This is a genomic window from Bacillus litorisediminis, assembly GCF_022808645.1.
Lineage (GTDB): Bacteria > Bacillota > Bacilli > Bacillales > JC228 > Bacillus_BF > Bacillus_BF litorisediminis.
Genome location: NZ_JAKZKT010000069.1, coordinates 1 through 12,928, shown reverse-complemented (window position 1 = coordinate 12,928; position 12,928 = coordinate 1). Strand labels below are relative to the sequence as shown.

Genomic DNA, 12,928 nt, shown 5'->3' with positions numbered 1-12,928 from the left:
TAAATGATAATGAAGAAGTGGAAGTAGTATGTCCTTTTTGTAATGGCACAATGCGCAGAGCGAGGAATGTCCCAAGTGATTAATACTCACTTGGGACGTGCTTAAAGTCGCGTTAGCGATTTTGTTCTTTTTCTTGGTCCGTTTGGGGTAGTCGCTCTTCAGGCCGCGAACTTTGGTCTTCGTTATGAGTGGCTTACCGCCCAATATGCGGGACATTTGTGGGAGGGACTTTTATCCAACATCGGATCATTAGGTGTACCCGCATTAATCATCGGATCAGCCATTATTACATCCATGCTGGCTAATATAGAACATCAATCACGTTCCTGGAAGCAGTGGCTGGCCCTGCCAATAAAAAGGTGGCAATTCTATTTATCGAAATTAATTGTAAGTGTTTTTCTATTATTCATGTCAACCCTGCTGCTGGCAATAGGTGCAATTGTTCTCGGAATAGCCCTAGATTTCGGAACCGATATACCGTATGACGAACTGGCAAAGTATTGCGTTTTCCCGACTGTTGCCGGTCTGCCAATTATCTTAAGTCAGCTTTGGCTGGCAGTGCGGTTTTCTAATCAAAGTATTGCTATTTCGATTGGGGTGCTGGGGACGGTTGTTTCCTTATGGGCTTACTATGCTCCCTTGTGGCTTCCTTGGGTATGGCCATACATGCCGGAAGGGATATCATACACACTCTTGCTAAGCACAGTTGTAGCGATCATCATAATGATTGTTTCAATCGGGGATTTCGTAAATAGGGAGGTCCGTTCATAATGAAATTTTTAGCCTTACTTCAAGTGGAATGGTTAAAAATGAGGAAAACCACTATTTGGCTATTAGCTTTAATAAGTCCTGCTTTAGCGACAGCTATTGCGTATGGTTTAGGAGATCCTCATTCACCTCGCCCATGGATTGACTCCTTTTATGGAATGGTCATTCCTCATGGAGTTCTATTCCTGCCTTTGCTTGCCGGAGTATACTCAGCCTTTGTGTGCAGGTTTGAGCACTTAGACGGTGGATGGAAACAGCTTTTTGCTTTTCCGGTTACGAGAATAAAAGTTGTTCTCTCAAAATTTACAATAGTAATGGGATTGTTGTTTATTAATCAAGTTCTGATTGTAGCTGGACTGTTTGTGGTTGGCATGATAAAAGGGTTTCCGGCACCATTCCCTTGGGAGGTATTACTGAAAAGTACAATGGGCGGGCTTGCAGCCTGTATTCCCTTATGTGTACTACAAATCTGGTTCTCTTGCATTTGGTCAAGCTTTGCAGCACCGTTTACCATTGCAGTGGTTTTCACGTTGCCGAATATGCTGATTGCCAATTCTGAGGACTTTGGACCGTATTACCCTTGGGTACAGCCATTTTTGGCGATGATTCCAGAAGGTGGAGGCTTCATTGTTTCAACTGCAACACTTTGGAGTGTAATTGGTATTAGTTCTGTTCTGTTCGCAGGATTTGCAACGGTCTATATCAAGAGGAAGGTTTTTTAGAATGTGCTGGGCGAGTAAGCCTGGCACTTTTCATTCTGATAGGGGTTTGACAATAGCCAAGTTTTCCTTACCTTTGCACTCCTACAATGACAATCTTTCCATGTTCCAGCTCCTCCTCAAGCTTAAGCGCCGATTGATGATCAACCCCTAGGGTCGTCAGCATCGAAAATAACTCGCGGTCGCGCGGACGGAAGAAGTTTTCAATGGTCTCGCCAAAACCCAATTCCATTAAGCCCATATCCCCAGTTGACATCCAATGAGTTAAGTTTTCGGAGCGGGTTTCATTTAATGCAAACAAATAGATCAGATCCCGAACAAATCCCTGGCCTTCCATTTCGTTAATCACTGCCTGAGCTTGAACCCCATTTTCCACAACTTCAACCCTGATCACATCTATCACCTCTTTTTAATTTGTTGTCTCCGAAACGAATGGGTTTTAAACCTAGAAAATTGATTTATACTTAAACTTTAGAGTGCTTTCTTTATATTTAGGTATAGAAAGGAAGATTATCTTATGCTAATACCGAATCTTAATAATCATTGGGACGTTCTTTTAAAAGAGGAATGGGAAAAAACTTATTATCAAAGATTAGCGGCTACTATAAAAAAAGAATATGAGAATTTTACCATCTATCCTAAACAGGAGGATCTCTTCAATGCCTTTCGCTTAACAGATTATCCAGATGTAAAGGCGGTTATTTTAGGACAGGACCCCTACCACGGGCCAAACCAGGCTCATGGTTTGAGTTTTTCTGTCAAACGTGGGGAAAGAATACCTCCATCATTACGTAATATCTATAAAGAGCTAAAAGCCGATTTAGGATTTGATAGTCCGAATCATGGCTGTCTGGAAAAATGGGCGAAGGAGGGTGTACTTCTTCTCAATACCATATTAACGGTTCGGGACGGGAAAGCTCTTTCACACCGGGGCTTAGGCTGGGAAATGTTTACCGATCATGTAATTTCTCTATTAAACGATAGAGACAAGCCAGTGATTTTTATATTGTGGGGTAAGCCTGCACAAAGCAAGCTTACTTTAATTGACCAGGAAAAAAACCCTTGCATACTAGCGCCTCATCCGAGTCCGCTATCAGCAAACAAAGGCTTTTTTGGCAGCCGGCCATTTTCAAAAGTCAATCATATACTAAAGCAGTGGAACGAAAAAGAAATCGATTGGAGGGTGCCAGATCGCTAAACAATAAATATCTGAAAGTAGGGGTCTTATGCTCTATAATGTGATTTGATCATTAATCACCCATTTACTTTTAGCAAGTATTGCCTTAATGGTTTTTATCAATAGCGAAATCAAAAGTGCAGTATTCTGCTTCGTATTTTTGGTGCTTCTTTCTGCAGCCTATATCTTTTCTGCGAAACTGGTAAAATTAAAAAAAGTAGGCAGCTGGAAGGGGCTCCTCTCTGTTTCGGCACCTAGCATAATGGCTCTATTGATATTAGCAGCTATTACAATAGAACCTGGGCCGATGGGGTTTAATTTTTTATATTATACGTTTTTTAACCCATATACGTGGCTGACAGCTTTGACATTAGATCTAGATCCAGGAACCCAAGTATTTTTCTGGACATGGCCAATTCCGTCTTTTTTCATTTGGCTGGGATTGGTTTTACAAAAGAGATGATGGCTGAAGGGATAAAAGAGGTGTTTTTTGGTGACGGATAATCGGGTAAACTGTATGAAGTGCCAGTATTTTTATGTGACGTGGGATGCAAGGTTTCCGCGTGGCTGCCGGGCTTACGGCTTTAAAACGAGACAGCTCCCATCCCTGGAGGTATTTCGCGCCTCTGGAACGAAATGCTTGAAGTTTCAAAAGAAAGGATCATGATAGAGTATAGAGATTGTAAGGTGAGGTGATAAGATGGCTGTTTCACGAGAAACTATATTTCATAAAATGGAAGAATGCATGAAACGAGCAAAAAATAGTGATACCACATTAGAAATGAGAGAGCATCTTCGCGCCTTACAAGCGTTATGTGATGTTTTATTGGATGATCGATTACAAGCTGCTGAGACTTTAAGTAAACAAGAAGAAAATATAAGCTCGTCAATCCAGAGTCCAATTTCAGTCCCAAGAACAAGCCTTGGTTCAAAAAAGCTAGAGACAGACGATGGCGCCAATGGAGATTCAATATTTGATTTTTAAAGGAGATGTGGTAAATGATGAAGCTATTCCTTTTTCTCGGTGCATTGAATGGATTTTTGGCAGTTGCTTTAGGAGCATTTGGTGCACATGGGCTCGAAGGGAAAATTCCAGATAAATATTTAGATACTTGGGAAACTGGAGTAACGTATCAGATGTTTCATGCAGGAGGACTTCTGGCAGTTGCCCTTCTTATTGGCAAATCTGGGATTACATCTGCTTTAACCTGGTCCGGATGGTTATTTTTTATCGGAATTTTACTATTTTCAGGAAGCCTGTATATTTTGAGTGTTACCCAAATTAAGGTTCTGGGTGCGATTACACCGCTTGGAGGAGTCGCGTTTTTAGCAGGCTGGGTTTTATTAATGATTCATGCGTTGAAGCTGCCATAATCTTAATGGAAAGAATAAGAGGCTGTGCCCACATCAAAAGGGACAGCCTCTATTTAATTCTGCTTATCTAGGTGAATATGTCGCCATCTGGGTGCCTTGGCCTTGCGCCGCAAATGGATATTCATACTCGATTTCTTCTTCGAAGGTAGCATAGTCTAAGAATAGGAGCGGCAGCAGATAGCGAGTGCCTGTTTGAGGGTCACTTAAAATCAGATGATCTCGGCCAGCAGCCTCAATTACACCTTTAAAGATTTTGGACTGCCATTGCGTACTATTTTCAAAGCTCATATAGACAGTTACCAGCTTTCCTTTATTCAGCCGGAAAATATTTTCAATATAAGATTGTTCGACTGGCAGCATTCCAGGCACCTGTGGACCTGTATATGGTGCACTTGGCATTCCTGGTACCACTAAGCCTTGAGTTCCGGCTTGCGGATAACCTCCTTGCGGAACTCCCCCTTGCGGATAACCGGCAGCGCCTTGACCCTGATAAGGACTTGCTTGTTGTCTGTACGGATTACCTCCGTAAGGATAATAAGGATAACTGTTGTTTGTTGACATGCTAAACTCTCCCTCCCTTTAATAAACACTTGGACAGTCTGCTTCCGTTGGCTTATAGAAACAATGTGATTTAAACCTGCCTGTATTCCATTGGTTAAACCATTGTGGCGGACAAGCACCAGGTGGCTCGAAAAACCATAAGGAGAAATTAGCAGGGTGGTAGCGATTTCCTTGTATAACCTTCCTAGCAAGGGAAATCTCACTTTGACGGGCAGGCTGATAAAAATAGCCTTTCTGTACGGCTTCAAAACCACCAGGGCTCTGGAAGACCATTTGGCGAATATTTGTAATATGTTTAAAGTCCAGACATCTAGCTATGACCCGGTTAACTCCAACATTTCCAACTAATAGCATTCCGAGTCTGCCTTCTCCTTCAGCTTCCGCACGCAGGAGTCGGGCTAGTAGCTTAACATCCGCTTCTGTACTTCTAACTGCGGGCATTTCTTCACCTCGATTCTGCTCGTTCAATGATGATGGTTTAGAAATGGACATTTTTCCACTATTCCATATGTATGAAATAAATAAAAAAATATGAGTTGTACAGAAAATACTTTACAAAAAAAGAAGAGGGGATACTCCCTCTTCTTGAAATGGTTTACGCTTCTTTTATATAGAACATTTCTTTTAAGCGTGCAGGATCTGCAATCGTTCCAACAAAGAAAGCTCCGAATTCGCCGTAACGGGCACTCACTTCATCAAAGCGCATTTCATAAACAAGTTTTTTAAATTGTAAAACATCATCCGCAAAAAGGGTTACACCCCATTCATAATCATCAAAGCCGACAGAACCAGTAATAATCTGTTTAACCTTTCCGGCATATTGACGGCCAATCATTCCGTGGCTTCTCATTAAATTGCGGCGCTCTTCCATCGGAAGCATATACCAGTTATCTTCACCCTGACGGCGCTTATCCATTGGGTAAAAACAAATATAGTCTGTCTTAGGCAATACAGGGTAGAGTCTGGATTTAACATACTCATTCTGATAAGGATCTTCATCGGATTTAGAAGGGTTATATCCTCCTAATTCGACTACAGAGACGTAAGAATAAGCTGGAATTAAGTATTCAGCTAATTTGGTTTTATTAAATTCAGTTTCTATTTCATTCAGTTCTTTCATTGTAGGGCGGAGAAGCATAATCATAAGATCGGCTTTTTGACCGACAACCGAGTAGATTGCATGACTACCCTGCCCATTTGCTTCCGTGTCATTCCATTTTTCTATTAATTGAAAGAATTCGGAAAGGGCTGCTTCTCTTTCTTCATTCGATGCAAGCTTCCAAGATGTCCAGTCAACGGATCGCAGATCATGGAGACTGTACCAGCCATCTAATGTTTGTGCAGGTTCACTCATTATAATCACTCCTACTTAATAAAAAGTCTAATTGAACAATTTCACTATATCATAGTTTATCCAAGTAATAATATGGATAACATGTGAATCTTTATATAGAGAAAGATTTGACTTAGAACAAGGGGAATGTTTAAAGAAAACTTGGCTATCGCCTAGCCTGTAGGCGCAGGCGGTTGCCTAGTTGCACTTATCACGCTCGAAATGCCACGTCCTAATGTATCGCTAGACTAGGCTATCCTGGCCGTCGTACTTTATTCCGAAAAATTTTAACTGCGTCGAATTTACTTCTTTTCTAAAATTTTATACTTTCTTAAAGTACAAAAAAATAGAACATTTCGGTGAAAGCGGATAACCGGATGGTTTTTCGATTGAAATAGGACATAATTGGAGTATCCTAATAAAAGAATGACTCCAACCTTTTTAAGGAGGAAACCAATGAGTGAACTATTTACCCAATTAGAAACAAAAATGAAAGGAAAAAATGTAAGAATTGTATTTCCAGAAGGTACGGATGAAAGAATTCTAGGTGCTGCATCCCGGTTAGCAGCGAACCAAGTGCTAGTTCCTATTCTTCTTGGTCAAAAAGCGGAAATTGAAGCAAAAGCCAAGGAAATAGGAGTATCAGTAGAAGGAATTGAAATAGTAGACCCGCTTGACTATGGAGATATAGAATCGCTTGTTTCAGCCTTTGTTGAGCGCCGCCGAGGAAAGGTAGATGAAAACGGAGCAAGAAAATTGCTCCAAGACGTGAATTACTTTGGAACAATGCTCGTGTATGTAAAAAAGGCAGATGGACTCGTTAGCGGAGCAGCCCATTCAACAGCTGATACAGTTCGGCCAGCCCTGCAAATTATCAAAACCAAGGAGGGCATCCGAAAAACATCAGGTGCTTTTGTGATGGTAAGAGGAGAAGAAAAGTATGTGTTTGCAGATTGTGCCATTACCATTTCTCCGGATGCCCAGGATTTAGCCGAAATAGCGGTCGAAAGTGCCAAAACAGCAAGAATGTTTGATATTGATCCTAAAGTGGCACTGTTAAGCTTTTCAACTAAAGGTTCTGCTAAATCAGAAGAGACAGAGAAGGTAGGCGAAGCGGTTCAAATTGCGAAAGAAATGGATCCATCGTTACGATTAGATGGAGAGTTTCAATTTGATGCAGCCTTTGTACCAGAAGTAGCCAAGAAAAAAGCACCGGACTCCATTATTCAAGGAGATGCAAATGTCTTTGTTTTCCCTAGTCTTGAAGCGGGAAACATAGGCTATAAAATTGCGCAGCGCCTCGGTAATTTTGAAGCGGTTGGGCCTATTCTCCAAGGCTTAAATGCACCGGTGAATGACCTGTCAAGAGGATGTAATGAAGAAGATGTCTATAAGCTCGCACTCATTACAGCAGCCCAAAGCTTAATGGATTAAAGGATTACATAAGGACATATAATATGAGTCTTGCTATAATAAACAAGGCTCTTATTGTCTGTACTTTAAAAATGAGCGTCAGAAACGCTCGACATAGATTAGGAGAGAAACTTTCCGATGAAACCAACTTTACTAAAACAGCCGGTTTGGAGAATTATCGATCATACGAATCGAGGACCAGGTTTTGATGCACTAGAATCTTTTGCAGTGGATGATACCCTCTGTACGTCAGTAGGGAAAGGCGGGTCACCTGCTGTTGCAAGAGCCTGGGTTCATCACAGGACGGTTGTTCTGGGGATTCAGGATACCAAATTGCCTCATTTAGAAGACGGAATCGAATGGTTAAAACAAAATAACTATCATTATTTAGTCCGGACTTCTGGAGGACTGGCTGTTTTATTGGATGAGGGGGTTTTAAATCTTTCTCTTATTCTTCCAGAGGCTGAACATAGGATTGATATAAATCTCGGCTATGAAACGATGGTACACCTGATTAAAGAAATGTATCCTGAAAACAGTGACCTGATCGATGTAAAGGAAATCGGCGACTCCTATTGTCCGGGAAGCTATGATTTAAGTATAAGCGGGAAAAAATTTGCAGGGATTTCACAGCGCCGAATCCGTAACGGGGTAGCTGTGCAAATCTATCTTTGTGTGACAGGCTCAGGTGCAGAGCGCGCTGCTATCATTAGGGAATTTTACAAGATTTCTAAAAAGGAGAAGGAGACCAGGTACACCTATCCTTCAGTAAATCCTGAGGTAATGGGATCTCTGGCAGAACTATTAAATCAGCCACTCACAATGGAAAATGCCTATCTCCGCTTTCTTCAAGCCATCAAGAATAATGGGGAGCGCATTTTTACGGAACCTCTTACAGCAGAGGAATGGCCAAGCTACGAAGCAAACCTCAAACGCCTCCAAGAACGGAATGAAAAATTGCTGAATAGTAAAATAGATTAGCAGGGTAACGCTATCAGGCTGAGTTGATTATGGAACTCCCGAGATTCTAGGGGTTTACGGACATCAGTTCCGGTTATTTGTGGCAAACTATGTAATATTGCGTGGATTCTTTGATAATTAACGGAACTATGTCCGATCATTTCTTAAAACCGTGATTTTTTGACAAATATCCCTCTATGCCTCGTTTGCGGCACCAGCAGATGAATGAATATTGGTTAGATTCAGCTCCAATAGTTCAAGGGTGGACCTATTTTCAGGGTAGCGGAATGAGATCTATTAAATGATTTTGGCGGATCCTCATTCCGTTATTTGAATGAAAACCTGTACTTCAGGGGCTGAAGCGGATTCTGATTCCGCTATTCGTACAAAATCAATCAAATTTGACGGAAAAAAGGCAAATAACGGAACCAGGAACCGGAACCATGCTCCAAACAAAGAATTTTGAATAAATAGCGGAATGAGGATCCATTAAATAAGTCTGGCGGATCCTCATTCCGTTATTAGAACGAAAACCTGTACTTCAGGGGCTGAAGCGGATTCTGATTCCGCTATTCGTACAAAATCAATCAAATTTGACGGAAAAAAGGGAAATAACGGAACCAGGAACCGAAGCCATGCTCCAAACAAAGAATTTTGAATAAATAGCGGAATGAGATCTATTAAATGATTTTGGCGGATCCTCATTCCGTTATTAGAACGAAAACCTGTACTTCAGGGGCTGAAGCGGATTCTGATTCCGCTATTCGTACAAAATCAATCAAATTTGACGGAAAAAAGGCAAATAACGGAACCAGGAACCGAAACCATGCTCCAAACAAAGAATTTTGAATAAATAGCGGAATGAGGATCCATTAAATAAGTCTGGCGGATCCTCATTCCGTTATTAGAACGAAAACCTGTACTTCAGGGGCTGAAGCGGATTCTGATTCCGCTATTCGTACAAAATCAATCAAATTTGACGGAAAAAAGGGAAATAACGGAACCAGGAACCGAAACCATGCTCCAAACAAAGAATTTTGAATAAATAGCGGAATGAGGATCCATTAAATAAGTTTGACGGCTAAAAAAGAGGATACATTTTCAGGGTAGCGGATCGTATGTCCGCAAACATTTGTGTCCCCGCGGAATCCAAAGATTTACGGACATCCATTCCTTTAAATAGTAAAAACATAGCAATTTTGAGTTGATTTTTTTGAAAAAATCAAGCGCTTTTTAGCTGTTTGCTATTAATCGACAGTCACCCAGTGTCCGATAGAAAGTGGTTACCCGCCAAACCTGCCCGGGGCACTGGCAACATCCGATGCAAAACAACGATTAACTAGTACCATAAAAGAAAAAGCTCGCATGCTGCGAGCTTTTATCATAAGACGAGAGCCGTTGCCTTTCTCCTTTTTCAACATCTGTTTCTTTTCCATGAATCCATAGATTGCAAATTTTTATTCAGCTAGTTTTTCTAAATTACCGTTTCGATCCATTTTAAACTTTGTCGAAGGACGGTCATCCTCTTCAAAGGCCACAAACTTTCTCGCGCGATTCATGATTTTCATCAGTGTTTCATAATCTTCCTGCATCGTTGTAGAGTCTTGTTCTAATTCTTTTACTCTACGTTCAAGCTCTTCATTTTGCTTGCGAAGATCAGCTAATTCGCGCTTAAGTCTTTCATTCTCATTTTTTAAAATTTCAGATTGGAAGTTTGTTGCTCTCAATCCTTGTAAGTATTGAATCACAGTGTCTAGGTTTACAGTGCCAGGTTTAACCTGATACGAATGAGCTGTACTTACTGATTGAGCTGCTTGTGGCTGCAGTTCTTGGCTAACTTCCTCAAGGACTGGTGCCTGAACCTCACCTTGTTCGGCTGAATAGGTAATCGTATCACTCTCTAAAAATTCAAGTGACGGACTAGGAGGCTGATATAAGAGTTTTTTCTTGCCGGCGTGCTCCTTGCCTAATAATCTTTGCCGTTGTTTTCTTTGCTTTTTTGCTAGCTGAAGCGCTTTTTCATAGCGATGACGGACCACGGCATTCCAGCGAAATCCACAGGCTGCCGACGTTCTATTAAGCTTGTCACCTACTTCTTCAAAAGCATTTAATTGCGTACTTCCTTCACGGACATGACGTAATACGGTTTCAGCCAATAGTAAATCGTTTTCATCTGTCCATGCATCTTGACGAGTTTTCATATAATCTCAACTCCCTATTTTCATAAGTAATTTTCTATTTCAAGCATGGACAAGTTTGCCAAACTTTATACCTTGATTTTAAAAAGGATGATAGTTTCCCAACCTTTTTGTACATGTTTACCAAAAAATACAGTCTTTTAATAAAAATCTATAGCTCTATTCTCCTAGGAAAAATGTTTTGATAAAGGGATAATAAGGAAAAAATATTTTTTAAGAAGGAAACACTGATACCGCTAGGATTTTCAATTTTTATGACAAAAACTTGAGATGCGGACATCCATAAAAATAGCTATAATAAAAACATGCTAGGTAGGAAGTGGGTTAATGAATGGCATATTCGACAGAAAAATTAAGTGAAGAAAAGGTCTTTAAAGACCCGGTTCACCGATATATACATGTTAGAGATCGTGTCATTTGGGATTTAATCGGAACAGCTGAATTTCAAAGACTGCGAAGAATTAAACAGCTTGGAACCACGTATTTAACTTTTCATGGTGCAGAGCATAGCCGTTTCAATCATTCACTCGGAGTATACGAGATTGTTAGGCGGATAGTAGATGATGTATTTGACGGCAGACCAGAATGGAAGCAGGAATCCCGCTTACTATCCCTCTGTGCCGCACTTTTACACGATCTGGGCCATGGGCCATTCTCGCATGCATTTGAAAAAGTGTTTGATTTGGATCATGAGGAATTTACCCAGGCGATTATTTTGGGGGATACGGAAGTCCATAAAATCTTAAAGAAGGTTGATCCGAATTTTCCGAAGCAGGTAGCCGAGGTCATTGCCAAAACATCTGAAAATAAATTAGTAGTCAGTCTCATTTCGAGCCAAATCGATGCAGACCGTATGGACTACCTGCAAAGAGACGCCTACTTTACTGGAGTCAGCTATGGCCATTTTGATATGGAGCGGATTTTACGGGTGATGCGCCCGCGTGAGGATCAGGTCGTGATTAAACAAAGCGGCATGCACGCTGTAGAAGATTACATAATGAGCCGATATCAAATGTATTGGCAGGTTTATTTTCATCCTGTCTCCCGAAGTGCAGAAGTCATACTAACGAAAATCCTTCACCGCGCCAAAGATTTATACCACGAAGGCTACACTTTTAAATTCACACCGATTCATTTTCAATCTCTTTTTCTGACTAAAGTTGAGCTTAAGGACTATTTAAAACTAGATGAAGCTGTGATGATGTTTTACTTTCAAATGTGGCAGGAAGAAGAGGATTTAATTTTAAGTGATCTCTGCAAGCGATTCATGAACAGAAACCTATTTAAATATGTGGAGTTTGATCCTGCAAAAGAATATAAGAAACAATACGAGCTTATGACCTTATTTGAAAAGGCTGGAATTAACCCGGACTATTATTTGGTGGTCGACTCTTCTTCTGATCTTCCTTACGATTTTTATCGGCCGGGAGAAGAGGGGGAACGGCTTCCGATTCATTTGCTGATGAAGAATAATGAACTGAAGGAACTGTCAAGACAGTCTGAAATAGTGGATGCGATTTCCGGCAAACGGAGAACAGACCATAAATTGTATTTTCCAGCTGATTTATTGTTTGATGATTCTCAGCATCAGGCAATAAAGAGTCAAATTCGAGATTTATTGGATTTGAAGTAAGACATCAAGATTGCTAAAAGCTTTCAAATCTACTCAAAAGATCCGATATCATTTAAAAATACTTAGAAAACAAATATAGAAATAGATGGAGTAGGAGATGAAGGGCTTTGTTAAAGGACCATGCAAGAGTGTTAGGGGCGATTGCAGCTTCAGGAGAAATAGTAGGACGAAAAAAGCTGCAAAAAATGATTTTTATTGCTAAAAAAATATCCTTCCCATTCCAGGAGAAATTTCAATTTCATTTTTACGGTCCCTATTCGGAAGAACTCACTTTGCGAATTGAGGAACTGTGCAATATGGACTTTTTGAATGAGGTAAAGGAGAAGGTAGGCGGTTATTCTCAATATCGTTACAGTTTAACCGAAGCCGGAAAGGAATTCCTCAGTCATTATCAGCAGGAGGATCAGAAATTAAAGATTTGCTTAGATGATATGAACCAGCAGAGTGCCAGATTTTTAGAGCTAGTTTCAACCGTTTTGTATTTTGAATCCTTATCGAAGGATGAAGTCATTGAAAAAATCTTTACACTCAAAAGCAAGCAAAAATATACGCATGAAGAAATAGAAGAAGCCTATCAATATATTGATAAGTTAAAATCATATATTCAATAAACGATTTGCATTGAAAAAGAGGACTGCGCGTCCTCTTTTTCAGCACTTTAAATATAGGCTCTATAATATTTGTTGGGGTTTGAACACAACTTTTTATTCATAAAAAAAACACGTAAACATCCAATTCTTTTATACTTGAATTGTCGAGAAACAAGACAAAAGAAATGGAGTTACGTGTATA

At 40.4% G+C, this 12,928-nt stretch carries 15 protein-coding genes; 10 read left to right on the top strand and 5 right to left on the bottom strand.

Annotation, left to right across the window (positions count from 1 at the left end):
- Positions 1 to 216 precede the first annotated feature (216 nt).
- Complete coding sequence (locus MLE14_RS20810; protein ID WP_243300326.1) at positions 217 to 771, top strand: ABC transporter permease; 555 nt, start codon at positions 217 to 219, stop codon at positions 769 to 771.
- Positions 771 to 1,490 carry an ABC transporter permease gene (locus MLE14_RS20805; RefSeq protein ID WP_243300325.1) on the top strand — a complete coding sequence of 240 codons (720 nt, stop codon included), beginning with the start codon at positions 771 to 773 and terminating at the stop codon, positions 1,488 to 1,490. The genes MLE14_RS20810 and MLE14_RS20805 overlap by 1 nt, the downstream gene beginning before the upstream one ends.
- Positions 1,491 to 1,557: 67 nt before the next feature.
- Here MLE14_RS20805 and MLE14_RS20800 read toward each other — a convergent pair whose 3' ends face one another.
- On the bottom strand, positions 1,558 to 1,881 hold the full coding sequence (locus tag MLE14_RS20800) for a general stress protein (protein ID WP_243300324.1): 324 nt from the start codon (positions 1,879 to 1,881) through the stop codon (positions 1,558 to 1,560).
- A gap of 123 nt (positions 1,882 to 2,004) precedes the next feature.
- Here MLE14_RS20800 and MLE14_RS20795 point away from each other — a divergent pair, with 123 nt between their 5' ends.
- From MLE14_RS20795 to MLE14_RS20775, 4 genes are all read left to right on the top strand, one after another.
- On the top strand, positions 2,005 to 2,685 hold the full coding sequence (locus tag MLE14_RS20795) for a uracil-DNA glycosylase (protein ID WP_243300323.1): 681 nt from the start codon (positions 2,005 to 2,007) through the stop codon (positions 2,683 to 2,685).
- An 88-nt stretch (positions 2,686 to 2,773) separates the two neighbouring features.
- A complete protein-coding gene (locus tag MLE14_RS20790) occupies positions 2,774 to 3,127 on the top strand; it encodes a hypothetical protein (protein WP_243300322.1) in 354 nt (117 codons plus the stop codon).
- A 237-nt stretch (positions 3,128 to 3,364) separates the two neighbouring features.
- Complete coding sequence (locus MLE14_RS20780; protein WP_243300321.1) at positions 3,365 to 3,649, top strand: YwdI family protein; 285 nt, start codon at positions 3,365 to 3,367, stop codon at positions 3,647 to 3,649.
- A gap of 17 nt (positions 3,650 to 3,666) precedes the next feature.
- A complete protein-coding gene (locus MLE14_RS20775) occupies positions 3,667 to 4,038 on the top strand; it encodes a DUF423 domain-containing protein (RefSeq protein ID WP_243300328.1) in 372 nt (123 codons plus the stop codon).
- Positions 4,039 to 4,101: 63 nt separating this feature from the next.
- On the opposite strand, the gene gerQ is transcribed toward MLE14_RS20775, so the two are convergent.
- From gerQ to hemQ, 3 genes are all read right to left on the bottom strand, one after another.
- Positions 4,102 to 4,599: a spore coat protein GerQ gene (gerQ, locus tag MLE14_RS20770; RefSeq protein WP_243300320.1), complete on the bottom strand. Its 498-nt coding sequence runs from the start codon at positions 4,597 to 4,599 to the stop codon at positions 4,102 to 4,104.
- 18 nt (positions 4,600 to 4,617) lie between these two features.
- A complete protein-coding gene (locus tag MLE14_RS20765; RefSeq protein ID WP_243300327.1) occupies positions 4,618 to 5,040 on the bottom strand; it encodes a cell wall hydrolase in 423 nt (140 codons plus the stop codon).
- A 154-nt stretch (positions 5,041 to 5,194) separates the two neighbouring features.
- Positions 5,195 to 5,953, bottom strand: coding sequence for a hydrogen peroxide-dependent heme synthase (hemQ, locus tag MLE14_RS20760; protein ID WP_243300319.1), 759 nt, complete (start codon positions 5,951 to 5,953; stop codon positions 5,195 to 5,197).
- 435 nt (positions 5,954 to 6,388) lie between these two features.
- On the opposite strand from hemQ, the gene pta reads away from it, so the two are divergent.
- Both pta and MLE14_RS20750 read left to right on the top strand, forming a co-directional pair.
- Entirely contained in the window at positions 6,389 to 7,366 is a 978-nt protein-coding gene (gene pta, locus MLE14_RS20755) for a phosphate acetyltransferase (protein ID WP_243300318.1), read from the top strand.
- A gap of 117 nt (positions 7,367 to 7,483) precedes the next feature.
- The gene (locus MLE14_RS20750; RefSeq protein ID WP_243300317.1) at positions 7,484 to 8,326 is read left to right on the top strand and encodes a lipoate--protein ligase family protein; all 843 of its coding nucleotides are present in this window, start codon (positions 7,484 to 7,486) and stop codon (positions 8,324 to 8,326) included.
- A 1,436-nt stretch (positions 8,327 to 9,762) separates the two neighbouring features.
- Here MLE14_RS20750 and MLE14_RS20745 read toward each other — a convergent pair.
- Positions 9,763 to 10,506, bottom strand: coding sequence for an RsfA family transcriptional regulator (locus MLE14_RS20745; protein ID WP_243300316.1), 744 nt, complete (start codon positions 10,504 to 10,506; stop codon positions 9,763 to 9,765).
- Between the two features lie 328 nt (positions 10,507 to 10,834).
- Here MLE14_RS20745 and MLE14_RS20740 point away from each other — a divergent pair, with 328 nt between their 5' ends.
- The gene (locus MLE14_RS20740) at positions 10,835 to 12,136 is read left to right on the top strand and encodes an HD domain-containing protein (protein WP_243300315.1); all 1,302 of its coding nucleotides are present in this window, start codon (positions 10,835 to 10,837) and stop codon (positions 12,134 to 12,136) included.
- A gap of 107 nt (positions 12,137 to 12,243) precedes the next feature.
- Positions 12,244 to 12,747, top strand: a complete 504-nt coding sequence (locus tag MLE14_RS20735) for a YwgA family protein (RefSeq protein WP_243300314.1) — start codon at positions 12,244 to 12,246, stop codon at positions 12,745 to 12,747.
- Positions 12,748 to 12,928 lie beyond the last annotated feature (181 nt).

What these genes read in the sequence shown, in the direction of transcription:
- MLE14_RS20805 (WP_243300325.1), top strand. Translation starts at nt 771, where the DNA reads ATGAAATTTTTAGCCTTACTTCAAGTGGAATGGTTAAAAATGAGGAAA.
- MLE14_RS20795 (WP_243300323.1), top strand. Translation starts at nt 2,005, where the DNA reads ATGCTAATACCGAATCTTAATAATCATTGGGACGTTCTTTTAAAAGAG.
- MLE14_RS20790 (WP_243300322.1), top strand. Translation starts at nt 2,774, where the DNA reads ATGGTTTTTATCAATAGCGAAATCAAAAGTGCAGTATTCTGCTTCGTA.
- MLE14_RS20780 (WP_243300321.1), top strand. Translation starts at nt 3,365, where the DNA reads ATGGCTGTTTCACGAGAAACTATATTTCATAAAATGGAAGAATGCATG.
- MLE14_RS20775 (WP_243300328.1), top strand. Translation starts at nt 3,667, where the DNA reads ATGAAGCTATTCCTTTTTCTCGGTGCATTGAATGGATTTTTGGCAGTT.
- gerQ (WP_243300320.1), bottom strand. Translation starts at nt 4,599, where the DNA reads ATGTCAACAAACAACAGTTATCCTTATTATCCTTACGGAGGTAATCCG.
- MLE14_RS20765 (WP_243300327.1), bottom strand. Translation starts at nt 5,040, where the DNA reads ATGCCCGCAGTTAGAAGTACAGAAGCGGATGTTAAGCTACTAGCCCGA.
- hemQ (WP_243300319.1), bottom strand. Translation starts at nt 5,953, where the DNA reads ATGAGTGAACCTGCACAAACATTAGATGGCTGGTACAGTCTCCATGAT.
- pta (WP_243300318.1), top strand. Translation starts at nt 6,389, where the DNA reads ATGAGTGAACTATTTACCCAATTAGAAACAAAAATGAAAGGAAAAAAT.
- MLE14_RS20750 (WP_243300317.1), top strand. Translation starts at nt 7,484, where the DNA reads ATGAAACCAACTTTACTAAAACAGCCGGTTTGGAGAATTATCGATCAT.
- MLE14_RS20745 (WP_243300316.1), bottom strand. Translation starts at nt 10,506, where the DNA reads ATGAAAACTCGTCAAGATGCATGGACAGATGAAAACGATTTACTATTG.
- MLE14_RS20740 (WP_243300315.1), top strand. Translation starts at nt 10,835, where the DNA reads ATGGCATATTCGACAGAAAAATTAAGTGAAGAAAAGGTCTTTAAAGAC.